Genomic DNA, 15,722 nt, shown 5'->3' on the forward strand with positions numbered 1-15,722 from the left:
TCCAGAACCTCCCTTCTCAAACCAACACCCTCAAGCGCCAATCCGTCCAGTCCGTCCCGCCGTTGTGCGCCTCAGCGCCGCCGGTGAAGGGGTATTTAGTGATGGTGCGGATGAGTCGCAAGCGCTTTTTGACAGGAAAATGAAAAAAACTGCCCTGCTGCATGTTTTTTTCGCAAAAGCTCTGTTTTTAAGGGTTTGGAGAGGTCGGAAAATTGAAGCAGCAGCCCGACCTGCTGAAAACAGGACTTTCCCGAAGCTGAAATCGCCTGCGTTTCTCGCCCCTGCCTTATCAAACCAACACACCCGCCGGCTCGACTTACCCAAAGCATGAAAAGGGCGCATGACGCGCCCCTTTTCTATGTTCCGTCCGACTTGCCGTTCTGTGACATCAGGACTTGGTCCATCGCCTCCAATGTACGCGCACTGGCACCGCGATGTTCGGCCATGAATATTGCGGCCTCTTTGAGCGGGGCCTCTCTTGGGGGCCAGAGGACGGCCGCCATCGCTTCCGGTGTGTCAAAGCTTTTGGCCACACCGGCCGCTTCCGCCTCCACAAAGGGAAACTCGATTGGCCAGGTTTGCGGACCGGTGATCGGAGGTTTGCCAACGGCCAGAGGCTCAATAATGTTATGTGCGCCCGCCGGGGTGAAGCCGCCCCCTACAATAACCTGATCGGCCAAGCCGAGATAGAAATACATTTCCCCAAAGCTGTCGCCCAGCAGGACATCCGGCATATCCGCCAAAGCCTCTCCAAGCGCAACCAGCCCCGCTGTACCCGCTTCAGCCACCTGACTGCGCGCGCAAACAGAGAGCCCAGCGCTTTGCAACATCTGGCCAACCGCCCCAAAGCGCTCTGGTGCGCGCGGCACATAGACAAAGAGCGGCGCAGGCATGCTGTCTTTGGCCGCCGCCGCATGCAGCGACAGGATCATATCGCGGAAGATCTCTTCTTCCCCCGCAACGCCTGACGCAATGGTGATCACCTGACGGCCATCCGCGATGAGCTGCGGGCGGACCTGCGCCGCCGCATCCAGCAAAGCCTCCGGAATCGGCTGATCAAACCGCAACTCCCCGGTGACCGTGATGTTTTTCACCCCAACAGAGGCAAAACGCTGCCGTTGAATGTCCGACTTCACAAAGGCCCCGGCCACGCTTGCAATCACACGCTGGCGCACGCGCAGGCCCCGACTGTCCTTGGCGTAGGCCCCTGACGTATATTGCGAGTTGCACAGATAAAGCGGCACCTTCGCGCGGCGTGCACTTGCGATCATCGCAGGCCAGATCTCTACCTCAAGCGTCAGTCCAAAACGCGGGCGGCAGGCACGAAAAAACCGATGCAGACACCAATGCATGTCCAGAGGCACCCAAATCACGGCGAGATCGCCCGCAACAATCTCGTCTGCAAACTGGCGCTCTGCTTCCTCTCGTCCTGCTGGTGTAAAACAGGAAATGACAATTTTCTCCCCCCGTGCCAACGCCAATCGGATCAATCCCAGAGCAGACCGCACCTCCCCAAGACTTACCGCATGCACCCACAGTGGGTGTTGCGGCAAAGCCTGTTCGTAGAACCCGAGCCGCTCCTTCATTCTGTAGAGGTAGCGCGGGTCTTTGCGACCGCGCTTCCAAAGGTAGAGCATCACAAGCGGGAGCGCCAAAAGCCAGAGCACACGATAGAATATATTGAAAACAAAAAGGATCATGTGCGCCCTCCCAACATAGAAAGAAGGTCCTGTGCCAAAGGAACGAGACCAGCGCGCGCCTGCTCCGTCAGCACAGCAGCTGCTTGCGCAACACTCGCAACGTCCTGCGTCAGTACGGCTTGGGCAAGATGGAACGCTGCAGCAGGACCAGCGGCAATCGGCAAGGCAATCCCAGCGGCGTTTAAATCTGCATAATCGCGCACAAAATTCTGCGTGTTCGGACCATGCAGAACCGGACACCCCAAACAGATTGGCTCCCAAGGGTTATGCCCGCCGATATTGGCAAAGGAGCCTCCTACAAATGCGTGCGAAGCAAGGCGATACCACAAGCCAAGTTCCCCAAAGCTATCCGCAATGTAGAGCGATGTCTCAGGTGCACAGGAGGACGACTGACTGCGCAAGGCCGTGCGCAGTCCATAGGATGTGGCAAGCTGGTTGATGTCTGCAGCACGATCAAGATCTCTGGGGACGAGGATCAGAAGAGCCGCGGGATCACTCGTTAAAATCTGCCGATGTGCCTTGAGCACGATCTCTTCGTCACCGTCGTGTGTCGAGGCCGCCACCCAAATCCGGCGCCCCGCCTTCACGACCTGCCATGCAGCTAGCGCCTCGTGGTCCACAGCCAATGGTTCCGCAGCAGGCTTCAGCGAGCCCATTTTGTCGACACGTGCAGCGCCCAGCGCCTTCAGCCGCGACACACTATGATCGTCCTGTGCATAAACGCGATCAAAATGCCCCATAAGGGCGGCAAAGCCCGTGCGAAACTTTGCACGCTTTTCATACCCGCTTTGTGAGATGCGTGCGTTTATATAGGCTAAAGGGATACCGCGCCTTTTCACATCAATGACGATACCCGGCCAAATGTCCTGTTCGGACCAAATAGAGAGATCAGGCCGCCAGTGATCCAGAAAGCCGCGCACAAACCGCGGCCCGTCCAGTGGTAAAAACTGATGTGTGGTATTCGCTGGAAGATTGCGCCCCATGACTTGGGCCGAACTGCGGGCCGTGGAAGTCACCAAAAAATGCACGTTGGGCGCCTGACGCCCGATCTCAACCAGCAAAGGCCTCAAAGCCAACACTTCGCCGAGGCCCACAGCATGCACCCAAACGACAGCCCCTGCAGGCCGAGGGATATTGTAAACACCAAGCTTCTCGCCGCTCCGGGCGGGGTCATCTTTGCCTGAACGCACACGCTTTGCGGTCACGCGGCGCATCACTGGCTGCAATACCGACCGTAGCATCAGGTATGTCCTGAGCTGCCACCCTAAAGTACCGCTCTCTCTTGTCAAACTCAGGCCCTTTACTTCGATTGCCGCGCTCTTTGTGTTCGCACCTATGTCGCACAGAGCGGCCAGACGTGCCACCATCAAGCGGTTGCCCCTAGTGCGTGTCCATTTACGGATTTACCCCCACCGAACATTGCCGAATCACGGACAGACACCCGTAAAGCGTTAACTCTTGACTGCAAAATGTCGCCCAGGAACACCATCTCAAAACGGTGGAAGTACTTGCGGACACACTTACTAAACTTATGAATTAAATCGAGATTTCCAGAAAAACTCCTGTCCTTTCGCTGCATTACGCCATCACGCGTCTTCAGCGGAGCATCAAAACCGCTCTCTGAACACTCCAAAAAGAAATCCTCTAAAAAAGGACTTTGTTCGTTAACCTCTGAGGAAGATAAATGTGTAACAGTTAGCCAATTGAATTGGGCAGAGGCCCGCTGAGGACCATTTCATGCGCATTAGACACACGCTGCTTTCTGCAACGCGCGCGCTGGGAAAGCGCACTTATGTGCCGTCGATCATCGCCTTCGTGGTGGTCTTCGCTTTTGCGATTTATGCCGAAAAACAGAACGACACGATCGCCATCCAAAAACAGCGTGCCATAGCCGGCAGCGAAACAAGCCGCTTGCGTGCCGAGGTCGAAGGATATGTCAATGCTGAACTTCAGCTGATACAGGGCATGGTGGCCTCCATCTCTGGCAATCTCGATATCACACAAGAAGAATATAGTGCCCTTGGAGAGCTGGTCACAGGCGGCCATGAGGAGTTCATCAACATTGCAGCCTCTCCCGGGCTCGTCGTATCCCTTGTCTACCCATACGAAAAGAACCGCAGCGTTCTCGGCTTTGACCTCAATACAAGTGAAACACAACGCGCCGCAGCTTTCCGCGTCCGCGATGAAGGCAAGATGCTCCTTGCTGGACCTGTTGAACTTGTTCAGGGCGGCACAGGTTTCTTGGGACGGTTCCCCGTTTTTGATCAACGGTCAGGCGTTAAGCGCTTCTGGGGAATTGTGTCCGCAGTAATCGATGCGGACAAACTCTATGCTGAAGCAGGCCTGCTAAACGACGATCTTTCGCTGGACATTGCCCTGCGTGGAACTGACAGCACAGGGGCCGATGGTCCCCTATTCTTCGGCAATCCCGAAGTGCTGGAGGACAATCCAATCCTTCTGGACATCAAACTGCCAAATGGCAGTTGGCAGCTCGCCGCGCGGCCCAAAGAAGGCTGGGTCACTGGAGCAGCTAATCCTTGGGGAAATCGACTCTTCTTTCTGGCTGCGCTGGTGTTCATCCTACTGCCCATCGTCTCCGTCGCGCGGCTATCGGACAGTCGGAGCAAAATCATCGAAGCCTTGCTCAGTCGCGAAGAAGAGCTCGAGCGCCTGTCTCTCGTTGCCAAGCACGCCTCTGACAGCATTGTTCTGTCCGATCCAAACGGTGAAATCATTTGGGCCAACGATGGGTTCACCCGCATGACGGGCTATACGCTGGAGGAAGCCCAAGGCAACTCAGTAGGAAAACTGCTGAATTCACCAGACACAGATCCCTACACCATCCAATCAATTCGTCATCATCAGGAAGCCGGACAGCGCTTTCACACAGAAATTCTCAATCGCACGAAGTTCGGCAAGGATATCTGGGTGGATACCAACCTATTCCCTGTCAAAGATGAGACCGGCAATGTAGTCATGAGTATCGGTATTGAGCGGGAGATTACTGAAACCAAAAAATACGAAGCAGAATTGGCAGATGCCAAACGGGCTGCGGAACAAGCCGACAAAGCCAAAACAGAATTTCTGGCAAATATGAGCCACGAAATTCGCACACCGATGAATGCCATCATCGGAATGTCAGAGCTACTCTCCGAATCCGATCTGAACGATGAAGATACTCAGGGCTTAGAAACCATTCGCGATTCTGGGCATGCCCTCCTTAAAATCATCAACGATATCTTGGACCTCTCTCGCCTGGAGGCTGGAAAATTCGACCTTTCAGAGGTGGATTTTGATCTTAAGCGGTGCATCGACGGCGTGGTCAATCTGTTACGGCACAAGGCGGAGAAGAAGGGTATCGAATTTACCGTCGAATATGCCACAGATCTACCATCTGAGGTGCGCGCAGATGACGGGCGTTTGCGGCAAATTCTGATGAACTTGATTGGCAACGCCATCAAATTTACCTCCGAAGGGAGCGTACACGTCAATGTGCAGTGCGACCACAACATCCCCAATGGCATTCAGGTCAAGGTCTCAGACACCGGCATCGGCATCTCTAAAGAGCAGGCCAAACACATCTTTGACCGCTTTTCACAGGCCGATGCAGCAACCACGCGGGCGTTTGGCGGTACAGGGCTGGGCCTGACAATTTCGACAATGTTGGCGCGACATATGGGCGGCGACATCACCCTTTGCTCCGAGTATCACGATGGGGCCTGTTTCTCTGTGTCCATTGCCACATCGCCAGTGCAAAGCAAGGCACCGATCGTAGATGACGCACTTGATTTTGTACCTGCCAATCTTGAAGGCGCGCGCATCCTCCTCGCAGAAGACAACAAAACCAACCGCCTGCTGATCCGCAAGTTTTTGGCGGAGTTTGACTTGGAACTGATTGAAGTGGAAAATGGTCTCGGCGCCGTTGAGCACTGTCGACGGCACGCCCCGGACGTTGTTCTAATGGATATGTCCATGCCAGAGCTAGATGGCGTCACCGCCACACGCATCATCCGCAGCCTCTCCATCAATCAACCACCGATCATTGCGCTCACCGCAAATGCCTTTGAAAGCGATAAGCAGACCTGCCTTGATGCTGGAATGGATTTCTTTCTGTCAAAGCCGATCAACAAGACTCACCTTCTGCAAGCCTTGTCGACCCATCTGGAACATCGCTTGGCCTCCTGACCCTACGTTTCCAGAGTATCGGCCGCGCCTTTTGCGCGGCCTACACATTTTTATTTAAAGTGCTGGCATCCGTTTTTCAACCACTTCTGCCCACCAGCTACATCCCGCAGGAATAGCTTCGTCGTTAAAGTTATATTCCGGGTGGTGGACCATGGCGCCATCTTCGCCGTTTCCAACCAGAATATAGGCCCCTGGACGCTCTTCAGCCAAGAAGGCAAAGTCCTCTCCCCCCATCACCAAAGGCGCTTCCTCACATTGTCCGGAAATGGATTTGGCCACGTCGGCAGCAAACTCGGTCTGGGCCTCCGCATTCACCATCACCGGATATCCCCGATAATAGGTGACATCTGCGGTCCCCCCGAAGGTCGCACCGATGCCCGCACAGATTTCTTTGATACGGGTCTCAGCGAGATCCCGCATTTCCTTGGACATTGTACGCACGGTGCCTTTGATCTGTACCTTCTGAGGGATCACATTGAAGGCTTTCGAAGAAGTCTCAAAGCTGGTGACAGAGACCACAACCTGATCAATCGGATCCGCATTCCGGCTGGCAATGGTCTGCAGCGCCAGAACCGCCTGCGCCGCCATCACGGTTGTGTCCACCGTGTCATGCGGCTTGGCGGCATGGCCTCCCCGGCCCTCAAAAGTAATATCAAACTGATCGGTCGCAGCAAAAAACGCACCCGGACGGATGGCAAAGCTGCCCAGCGGCATGCCCGGCCAGTTGTGCATACCGTAGACTTCCTGAATGCCCCAGCGATCCATCAGCCCGTCTTCGCACATCTCGCGGCCACCACCGCCACCTTCTTCCGCAGGCTGAAAGATCACCACCACGGTGCCGTCGAAATTCCGCGTCTCTGCCAGATATTTTGCCGCGCCCAAAAGCATCGCTGTATGGCCATCATGGCCGCAGGCATGCATCGCGCCCGGTGTCTTTGACGCATAGTCCAGTCCGGTCTGCTCATGAATTGGCAAAGCATCCATATCCGCGCGCAGCCCAATCACCTTACCTGAGCCGGTCGCTTTCCCTTTGATCACGCCGACAACCCCAGTGCGACCAATGCCGGTCACCACCTCATCCAGTCCAAACTCCTGAAGTTTTTCAGCCACGATGCCGCTGGTCCTATGGGTTTCAAACAGAATTTCTGGATTCTCGTGGAGATCCCTCCGCCATGCGGCGATTTCATCGTGCAATTCTGCAAAACGGTTTTTGGTTGGCATATCGTGTCCTCGCTCTAAAGTCCGTGCTCACGCCGCCGGCATGCGGCGTTCGATTAGTTCTGACAGAAAACTGCTCCCATAAGGGATAGCATCGTCGTTGAAGTCATATTCCGGATGGTGCAACGCTGCGCTATCGCCGTTCCCCACCATGATGAAAGCCCCCGGACGGGCCTGAAGCATATAGGAGAAGTCTTCTCCGCCCATCACCAAAGGCGCTTCTTCGCAGCCTCCGGCAACCGCCTTTGCCACCTCCTCGGCAAAGCTGGCCTGCGCGTCTGAATTAATAGTTGCAGGGGTGATACGTTGATAGTCAAGTCTCACCTCTCCGCCATGCGTGGCCGCAATACCCTGGGCGACAGCTTGCATCCGCGCCTCTATCATATCCTGCACCTTGGGATCAAACGTACGCACAGTCCCCTTCAATGTCGCTGTATGCGGGATCACATTGTAAACATCCGCCCCTGTTTGAAACGATGTCACAGACACCACAGCCCGCTCTGTCGGATCCACATTCCGGCTCACAATCGATTGCAAAGCCAAATGCAGCTGCGTTCCCATGAGTGTCGGATCAACCGTCTGCTGAGGCTGCGCCGCATGACCACCGCGCCCGACAATCTCAATCGTAAAGAAATCAACCGCAGCCAACAGTGGCCCTTTGCGCAGCGCGAAGGTCCCGACAGGCAGGCCCGGGCTGTTGTGCATCCCGTAAACTTCCTGAATGTTCCAGCGCTCCATCATGCCATCTTGCACCATGGCCAAAGCGCCATTGCCGCCCTCCTCGGCAGGCTGAAAGATTACCGCCACACAGCCGTCGAAATTGCGCGTCTCCGCAAGGTACTTCGCCGCGCCCAAAAGCATGGCCGTGTGTCCATCGTGACCACAAGCATGCATCGCTCCGTCTACCTTTGATGCATAGGCGATCCCGGTCTGCTCCTGCATCGGGAGGGCATCCATATCCGCGCGCAGCCCGACCACTTTTCCCAAACGATCTGTTTTTCCTTTAATCACTCCAACCACGCCAGTGCGCCCAATACCCGTCACCACTTCATCGCAACCAAACTCGGTCAGCTTTTCCGCCACGAAAGCAGAGGTGCGATGTGTCTCATAGAGAATTTCTGGATGCGCATGGATGTCCTGCCGCCAGCCCGTGATTTCGGCGTGAAGCTCTGCAAATCTGTTTTTGACTGGCATCTGTGATCTCTCCCCTTGCTCGCCTGTTCAGCTGGATGCCGGCATGCGCCGCTCAATCAGTTCTGCAAACCAGCTACAGCCAAACGGGATAGCTTCGTCATTGAAGTTATAAGCGGGGTGATGACATTGCGCGCTTTCCCCATTGCCCAAAAATATATAAGCTCCGGGCCGCGCTTCCAGCATGAAGGAAAAGTCCTCGGCAGGCATGATGGGGTCTACATTCGGATCAACATTTCCCTCCCCAGCAACCGAATTGGCCGCTTCGACCGCATGGGCCGTTTCCGCCTCATGGTTCACGGTGACCGGATATCCATCTTCCCAGATCACTTCCGCAGTGGCCCCAAATGCCAGCGCGGTATGAGTTGCAATATCGCGTATGCGCTGTTCGACCAATGCGCGGTTCTGGCTGTCCAAAGTACGAACTGTGCCTTGCATGCGCACGGTATGCGCAATCACATTGGACGCATTGCTGTCTGTTTCAAGTGTCCCAACAGTCAACACAACGCGGTCAATTGGCTTCACATTGCGTGACACAACGCTTTGAAGTGCAATCAAAATCTGCGCCGCCACAAGGGTTGTGTCCACGGCTTCGGCTGGTTCTGCCGCATGACCGCCTTTGCCGGTCACCTTGATCTCAAACTCATCTGCCGATGCCATAAGCGCGCCCGATCGAATGGCAAACTGTCCAACTGGCATGCCCGGCGCATTGTGAAGCCCATATACTTCCTGAATGTTCCAACGATCCATCATGCCGTCATCACACATCTCTTTGCCGCCACCGCCGCCTTCTTCGGCTGGCTGAAAGATCAAAACAGCAGTCCCGTCGAAATTACGTGTTTCCGCTAGGTATTTCGCGGCGCCAAGCAACATCGCCGTATGCCCGTCATGCCCACAGGCATGCATCTTGCCTTCAACTTCAGAGGCGTAGTCCACCCCTGTGGCCTCATGGATTGGCAACGCATCCATATCTGCCCGCAGACCGACAACGCGCCCCTGCGTGTCACTTTGCCCTTTGATCACGGCCACAACACCGGTGCGACCAATACCCGGCGTGATCTCATCCACACCAAATTCTTTAAGCCGTGCTTGTACGAATTCAGCCGTCTCATGCACGTCAAACATCAATTCAGGATGGGCGTGCAGATGTCGCCGCCAGCCAGTGATTTCTCCCTGCAACTCCGCAAAACGATTTCTGATTGGCATATCAACACTCCTGTTCAGGCATCCCCGCAGACTGAACGATTGTTCAGATTGGAGCAAGAGGCCCCGCAAAAGAATTTCACATATCAATCAATCCTCCAAGAGATTGAGGGTCTTGACGCTTGGATTAGGCATTCGCATGACTCGCAGCCAGATCGGAAAGCGTCTAGGGTCACCACATGAGCACTTGGATCCGCCATCGCGCCTCGATTCTGATCGTATTTGCCTGTGTACTTTTTGCCGTAACCAGCGGCGTCTGGCGCTATGGGTATGGTCAGGCGCTTGATCAACTGGCCCGCCGAGGCGAAGCTGATCTTGCACTGGGTGCGGATAGCCTGACCGCACAACTCAAACGTTATCAAGAGCTTGCGGTGCTTATGGCAGAGCATCCAACGCTACTTTCCCTCACCCGAAATCCAGCGATCACCAGCGCGCAGCGCGGCCACCCGCTGCTGCTTGATGCCGCCGATAAAACCGCCGCGCTCGATATCATATATGCCCGCGCGGATGGCACCATCTTGGCGACAGCACAGGAAGATGTCGCCCCTCCTGACGCACTTGAGCAAACGCCATACTTCAAGCGGGCACTGCAAGGCGCACTTGGCGCGCACCACGAAGTGGATGCGCGATTTGGGCGGCGCGCATTTTACTACTCGGTCCCAAGCTTTTCCTCCGAAGGCACGGTAAGCGCGGTGCTGACTGTGGTTCTGGATGTGGAAGATGTGGAAGGAAACTGGCGTGGTGACGGCCCTACAGTGTTTTTTGTCGACGATCTCAACGAGGTCTTTATCTCAAACCGCTCGGAACTGGTGTTTTGGAAACGCAACCCCACTTCTTCCGGCCTGATCCCCCCCAGTGGCACCGCCCCCCCCGTTCAATCATATATGCGCGCGGGTCACGAAATCTGGGAATTGGACTGGGGGCCTTACATCCCCGAACAAGGCTTGCACATCGTCAAGGATCTGCCTGTGATTGATATGGTGGCCGAGGCCATCGTGGACATCAGCCTTGCGCGGCGCATTGCGGGGCTGCAAGCTGGTACCATTGCAGCAATATTCATGATCTTTGGCCTGATCCTCTTGCAAGTACTGGAGCGTCGCCGCGTTTTGACGCAAGCCAATGCCGAGTTGGAACAGCGTGTGACCCTGCGCACACAAGCCCTCAGCGCCACGAACGAAGCGCTGCGTCGGGAAATCACAGAGCGCGAAGAGGCCGAAGCCGCACTCAAGCAAGCACAGTCAGATCTCGTGCAGGCCGGCAAGCTGTCCGCCTTGGGCCAGATGAGTGCCGGCATCAGCCACGAACTCAACCAGCCTTTGCAGGCCATTCAGACATTTGCCGAAAACGGCACGCGTTTTCTTGAGCGGGACAATACCACCAAGGCAGCGGACAACCTCACCCGCATTTCGCAAATGGCAACCCGGATGGCCCGCATCATCAAGAATTTGCGGGCCTTCGCGCGCAATGAAAGCGAACCCATGGGCCGGGTCGATCTTGTCGCTGTCATTTCTCAGGCGGTCGAACTGACCGAACCCCGCCTGAAAGAACACGCCGTCACATTGGATTGGCAGCCCGATACCTTCGGCCCGGTCTTTGCCGAAGGCGGAGAGGTGCGTCTGACGCAGGTTTTTGTGAACCTGATCAACAACGCCATTGATGCCATGTTGGAACAGGACAACCGGCTGATCCACATTGTCATCAACAACGGCAGAAAACTGGGTGTCACCGTGCGCGATATCGGCCCCGGTTTGGAAGATCCTGAGAAGGTATTTGATCCGTTTTACTCCACAAAGTCCAAGGGCGTAGCGGAAGGCATGGGCTTGGGCCTGTCCATCAGCTACGGATTGGTGCAAAGCTTTGGCGGCAACATTCGCGGGGCCAATGCGGCGGGCAACGGTGCCCTCTTCACCGTGGAATTGAATTATTGGAAAGAGGAAAACGTCGCATGACCTCCCCAGTGCTTGTGGTTGATGACGACCCAATCGTGCGCGAAGCCTTGAGCCAGACCCTCGAGCTTGAAGACTTTCCCGTGATCGCCACCGGATCTTTCGTTGAGGCCAAGGACCACATCACGCAAACCTTCACCGGGGTGATCCTTTCGGATATGCGGATGCCAGGGCGCGACGGCTTTCATCTGCTGTCCTACACCCGCGACATCGACGCCGAACTGCCCGTGATCCTACTTACCGGTGAAGGCGATATCCCCATGGCGGTGCGTGCCATGACCCTTGGTGCTTTCGGCTTCCTTGAAAAACCCTGTGCGCCCACCGAACTGGTTGCCGTGATTGCCCGCGCTCAGAAAGCCCGCGCCATGGCGCTGGAAAATCGGCAACTCAAAGCTCAGCTTGAAACCGGCGACGCCGCCGCCCGCCTGCTTTACGGCATTTCTGCCCAGGCGGACGCCCTGCGTCGCAAGGTGCGCTCGGTGGCCCGCATCCATGCCGAAACCCTTGTCTCTGGCCCACCCGGTGCAGGTATTTCCAAGGTCGCCGAAGTCATTCACCTGTGCGGCACCCACCCAGAGGGCCCGTTTGGCAAACACACTGCCGCGGATCTCTCCCCAAGCGATCTGTCCGCTGCGGTCGAAAACGCCAAGGGCGGCAGCCTGTTTCTCGATGATGTCCATCTCATGCCCATGCAAACTCAATTTGCCTTGCTGACGCTGCTGGAAACCCGCGACCACCCCCGCCTGATCTTCGGCAGCGCCGCCGCATTGGAAGACGCCGTGCAATCCGGAGCGCTCCATGCCGATCTGTACTATCGCCTCGAAGCCCTGCAGGTGCGCATTCCTGCCCTCGCAGACCGCCCCGAAGACATCCCTGTCCTCTTTCGCCACTATGTGGCACAGGCCGCCGAACAGGCCGGTGTAGAGGCCCCTGACATCACCCCTGAAGTGATCTCACAACTGATGGCACAGGATTGGCCCGGCAATGCCCGCGCCTTGATGAGCGCCGCCATGCGCTTCACATTAGGTCTGCCGGGCGAAGAGTCTCCCGACAGTGGCCTTGGACTTACAGAACAGATGGCGCAAATAGAACGCTCTTTGTTGGCCGAAGCTTTGCGCAAACATCAGGGCCGGGCAGCTGCCGCTGCCGAAACGCTCAAGCTCCCGCGCAAAACCATGTACGACAAACTCGCCAAATACAGCCTGAAGCCAGAAAACTTCCGATGAGCCCCTCCCTACCCGCTCCTGCCGGCCTGTCCCGCCGCCGCGCGTGGGTGGCCATCTCTGCAATGTTTGCCCTCAATGGCGCGCTCTTTGGCCTCTGGGCCAGCCGCATTCCCGCTTTCAAAGCCAGCCATACGCTCAGCCATGCAGAGCTTGGCGGGTTGCTGCTTCTGCTCGCAGGCGGTGCCATCTGTGCCTTTCCTCTGGCGGGGCGTCTGGCGGATCACTATGGCGCTGCGCGCGTCACCAAGACGTTTGCCTTTATCAAAATCGCCGCCCTTTTGGCGCTTGCTCTGGCTCCGAATGTGGTGACTTTGGCCTTGGCTCTCTTCCTGTTTGGGGCCATTCACGGCGGCATGGATGTGACAATGAATGCTTGGGCAGCGGAAGTTGAACGCTGGGCCAAACGTCCACAAATGTCATCCTACCACGCCATGTGGAGCCTTGGGGCCGGACTTGGCGCTGCCACTGGCTTCGCCGCCATCAGCCTGAATGCCTCACCTGAGATACATTTTACGGTGATTGGCTTGCCGCTGTCGGCCCTGCTCTTTGCTCTGGGCAATATCGCCTGGGCATCTCCTCTCAATCGCGCTAGCGGAGGTCCCATATTCTCTATACCCAAAGGTCAATTGGTGCTGGTAGGCTTATTGGCTCTGGGAGCCTCCATGGGCGAAGGTGCAATTGCAGATTGGAGTGCGGTCTATCTCGTCGATATTGGCGGCGCACCTGAAAACTGGGCGGCAATGGGCTATGCGGTCTTCTCTGCCACAATGGTTGTCATGCGCCTGTTGGGCGATATGGTCACGCGCGTGGTATCCCCACAACATGCCGCACGCATAAGCGGCCTCACAGCGGCCTTCGGCGCAATACTCACCGTCATATTTCCTACGCCCCCCATGATGCTGACTGGTTTTGTGCTCATGGGGCTTGGCTACGCATTGATCTTTCCGCTCGCGTTCAGCCGCGCTGCGAACGACCCGAACGAAAGCCCCGGCAAGGCGCTGGCCGGCACCGCCACATTTGGCTATGGCGGAATGCTGCTGGGCCCTCCGTTGATTGGCTTCATTGCCAGCGCCACCTCTCTGCGCGTGTCCTTCGCTGTTCTGGCGGGCCTCGCACTGATGATCGCGCTTCTGAGCAACGCTTTGAAGAAAGACGTGTAGGAATGAGCGCCATCTAAGCGAAACGCCCATCCAGAGAACAGGCGCTTCTTCGATGGCTATTGCCAGCTCTAAGCGGCTCTTTTCTGTTCGAGCCCGGACATGCGCCTATTCACATTGAAGAAGGCGACAAGCTGCGCCAATCGGCGCGCATCATTGTCCAGAGTTTGGCTTGCGGCGGTGGCTTCCTCCACCATCGCGGCGTTGCTTTGGGTCACTTGATCCAACTGTGCCGTGCCGGAATTGATCTCTGCCAAGCCGCGCGCCTGCTCTGCTGTTCCCTCACTGATATCCCTGATCAACATGGACACCTGATTGACCTGCTCAACGATATCGGAAATCGCAACACCCGTTTTCCCAACCAGATCGACACCACGCTCCACCTGCTGAAAGCTTTCAGCTACGAGCGTTTTGATTTCAGCCGCCGATTCAGACGAACGTTGCGCCAACGCGCGCACCTCGGAGGCCACAACGGCAAAGCCGCGCCCCGCATCACCTGCACGTGCCGCTTCTACCCCGGCATTCAACGCAAGCAAATTGGTCTGAAACGCAATATCATCAATCACACCAATGATTTGCGAAATTTGCCCAGAGCTGTGTTCAATCTCCGTCATGGCCCGCACAGCATCATCAACGGTCTTACTTGTCGTTTCAGCTTGCCCACGCGCAGTCTCCATTGTTGAGGAAACCCCTTTGGCACCTGCGGCCGAGGATGACACGCTTGTTGTCAACTCATCCATGGCAGCTGCGGTTTCTTCAAGTGTTGCCGCCTGACTCTCAGTCCGCTTTGACAACTCAAAGGAAGCCTGCGTGATCTCGCCTGATCCCTGTTGTATCGAACTGGCTACCTCAACAACCGCCTCAATGGTGCCTGAAAGGCGCTCAACAAGCGCATTGAAATCACCGCGCAGCGCTTCATACTGATCTGCAAAAGGATCTGAAATCTCAGCCGCCAGCTCTCCATCAGCCAACAAGCCAATGCTCGCGCTCAGCTGTGTCACAACATGCGAGGCCTCACGCGCGGCGACTTCTCTCTCTGAAGCCGCATCCCGCGCCCGCTCTTCAATTGCCGCTTTCAGAGCGACAACAGATTGCGACAAATCTCCAATCTCATCCTTTCGCGAGACCAGCGTCTGATCAATGGCAGCATCTCCCTCCACCATCCGGCGCAACACATGATTCAAACTGTTCAGGGGGCGTGCAACAGACCGGGCCACGACACCGCCAACCAACAAACTGAAACCAAGGAAAACTGCGATCGCAATCACAAAACTGGTCATGATGAGATTGTATGTGTTCAAGGTGCGGTCATAGTACTCCTGTGCCCCATCCACATTTGTTTGCAACATGGTCTCACTCATTTGAACAATCTCGGCGTAGAGCGGCGCAAACTCCTGCGCACTGATATTGGCAGCACGAACATCATTATTGTTGCGACTAAGCGCGATGATTTGCTCGTTCAACTCAAGAAGCTTTGCCACCCGTGCCATCAGGCTGTTGAAGGTCTCCGTCTCAAGCCCCGCATCCAAAGTGTTTTGGAAAGCCGCCATTCTGGCATCAAACCGCGCCACCGCATCCGCAACTTCGGCTTCAGCTTGCAGCATTGCATTGTCGTCGGGAGCAATTATGTGTGATTTCTGTGAAATGAAGAGAGCAGCAAGGGCAGCCTCTGCACTTGTGAGATTCAAGGCACTTGCGAAATAGTTGTTGTAGATCTCATCTGTGCCATGCTCGATCGTTGCCAAAGAACGCATTGAAAAATAGGCAAACACACTAAAAGCAGCCAAAACCAGCATGAAAGCGGCCCCGATCTTGTAGGCGATCTTGGCGTTATTGAAAGTGGTCAACATGGGGTGTCCGTCTTTGTTTGGGATTCTGACGGCACCTCTAAGTCCA

General features: G+C 56.0%; 11 protein-coding genes. 5 read left to right on the forward strand and 6 right to left on the reverse strand.

The features are described 5' to 3' along the window. On the forward strand, positions 1-331 hold a 331-nt coding region (locus SHM7688_RS19815; RefSeq protein WP_199556601.1), incomplete at its 5' end, for a hypothetical protein. Between the two features lie 25 nt (positions 332-356). On the opposite strand, the gene SHM7688_RS00005 is transcribed toward SHM7688_RS19815, so the two are convergent. Together SHM7688_RS00005 and SHM7688_RS00010 are read right to left on the reverse strand one after the other, a co-directional pair. Then, on the reverse strand, positions 357-1,700 hold the full coding sequence (locus tag SHM7688_RS00005) for a 3-deoxy-D-manno-octulosonic acid transferase (protein ID WP_058237973.1): 1,344 nt from the start codon (positions 1,698-1,700) through the stop codon (positions 357-359). After that, on the reverse strand, positions 1,697-2,941 hold the full coding sequence (locus SHM7688_RS00010) for a 3-deoxy-D-manno-octulosonic acid transferase (RefSeq protein ID WP_058237974.1): 1,245 nt from the start codon (positions 2,939-2,941) through the stop codon (positions 1,697-1,699). The genes SHM7688_RS00005 and SHM7688_RS00010 overlap by 4 nt, the downstream gene beginning before the upstream one ends. 496 nt (positions 2,942-3,437) lie before the next feature. Here SHM7688_RS00010 and SHM7688_RS00020 point away from each other — a divergent pair, with 496 nt between their 5' ends. Continuing rightward, positions 3,438-5,885, forward strand: a complete 2,448-nt coding sequence (locus SHM7688_RS00020) for an ATP-binding protein (RefSeq protein WP_083498788.1) — start codon at positions 3,438-3,440, stop codon at positions 5,883-5,885. Positions 5,886-5,939: 54 nt separating this feature from the next. Here SHM7688_RS00020 and SHM7688_RS00025 read toward each other — a convergent pair whose 3' ends face one another. The 3 genes from SHM7688_RS00025 to SHM7688_RS00035 are packed head-to-tail and all read right to left on the reverse strand — an operon-like array spanning position 5,940 to position 9,500. After that, a complete protein-coding gene (locus SHM7688_RS00025) occupies positions 5,940-7,106 on the reverse strand; it encodes a M20 aminoacylase family protein (protein WP_058237976.1) in 1,167 nt (388 codons plus the stop codon). Between the two features lie 27 nt (positions 7,107-7,133). Further along, on the reverse strand, positions 7,134-8,297 hold the full coding sequence (locus tag SHM7688_RS00030; protein ID WP_058237977.1) for a M20 aminoacylase family protein: 1,164 nt from the start codon (positions 8,295-8,297) through the stop codon (positions 7,134-7,136). A 27-nt stretch (positions 8,298-8,324) separates the two neighbouring features. Continuing rightward, positions 8,325-9,500, reverse strand: coding sequence for a M20 aminoacylase family protein (locus SHM7688_RS00035; RefSeq protein ID WP_058237978.1), 1,176 nt, complete (start codon positions 9,498-9,500; stop codon positions 8,325-8,327). Between the two features lie 176 nt (positions 9,501-9,676). Here SHM7688_RS00035 and SHM7688_RS00040 point away from each other — a divergent pair, with 176 nt between their 5' ends. The 3 genes from SHM7688_RS00040 to SHM7688_RS00050 are packed head-to-tail and all read left to right on the forward strand — an operon-like array spanning position 9,677 to position 13,829. Beyond that, positions 9,677-11,446, forward strand: coding sequence for a sensor histidine kinase (locus tag SHM7688_RS00040; RefSeq protein WP_058237979.1), 1,770 nt, complete (start codon positions 9,677-9,679; stop codon positions 11,444-11,446). Continuing rightward, entirely contained in the window at positions 11,443-12,669 is a 1,227-nt protein-coding gene (locus tag SHM7688_RS00045) for a sigma-54-dependent transcriptional regulator (RefSeq protein WP_058237980.1), read from the forward strand. Before SHM7688_RS00040 ends, SHM7688_RS00045 begins: the two co-directional genes overlap by 4 nt. Beyond that, positions 12,666-13,829 carry an MFS transporter gene (locus SHM7688_RS00050; protein WP_058237981.1) on the forward strand — a complete coding sequence of 388 codons (1,164 nt, stop codon included), beginning with the start codon at positions 12,666-12,668 and terminating at the stop codon, positions 13,827-13,829. The genes SHM7688_RS00045 and SHM7688_RS00050 overlap by 4 nt, the downstream gene beginning before the upstream one ends. 68 nt (positions 13,830-13,897) lie before the next feature. Here the strand turns inward: SHM7688_RS00050 and SHM7688_RS00055 are convergent, their stop codons facing one another. Beyond that, a complete protein-coding gene (locus SHM7688_RS00055; protein ID WP_058237982.1) occupies positions 13,898-15,676 on the reverse strand; it encodes a methyl-accepting chemotaxis protein in 1,779 nt (592 codons plus the stop codon). Positions 15,677-15,722 lie beyond the last annotated feature (46 nt).

The sequence above is a fragment of the Shimia marina genome, from assembly GCF_001458175.1.
Taxonomy (GTDB): domain Bacteria; phylum Pseudomonadota; class Alphaproteobacteria; order Rhodobacterales; family Rhodobacteraceae; genus Shimia; species Shimia marina.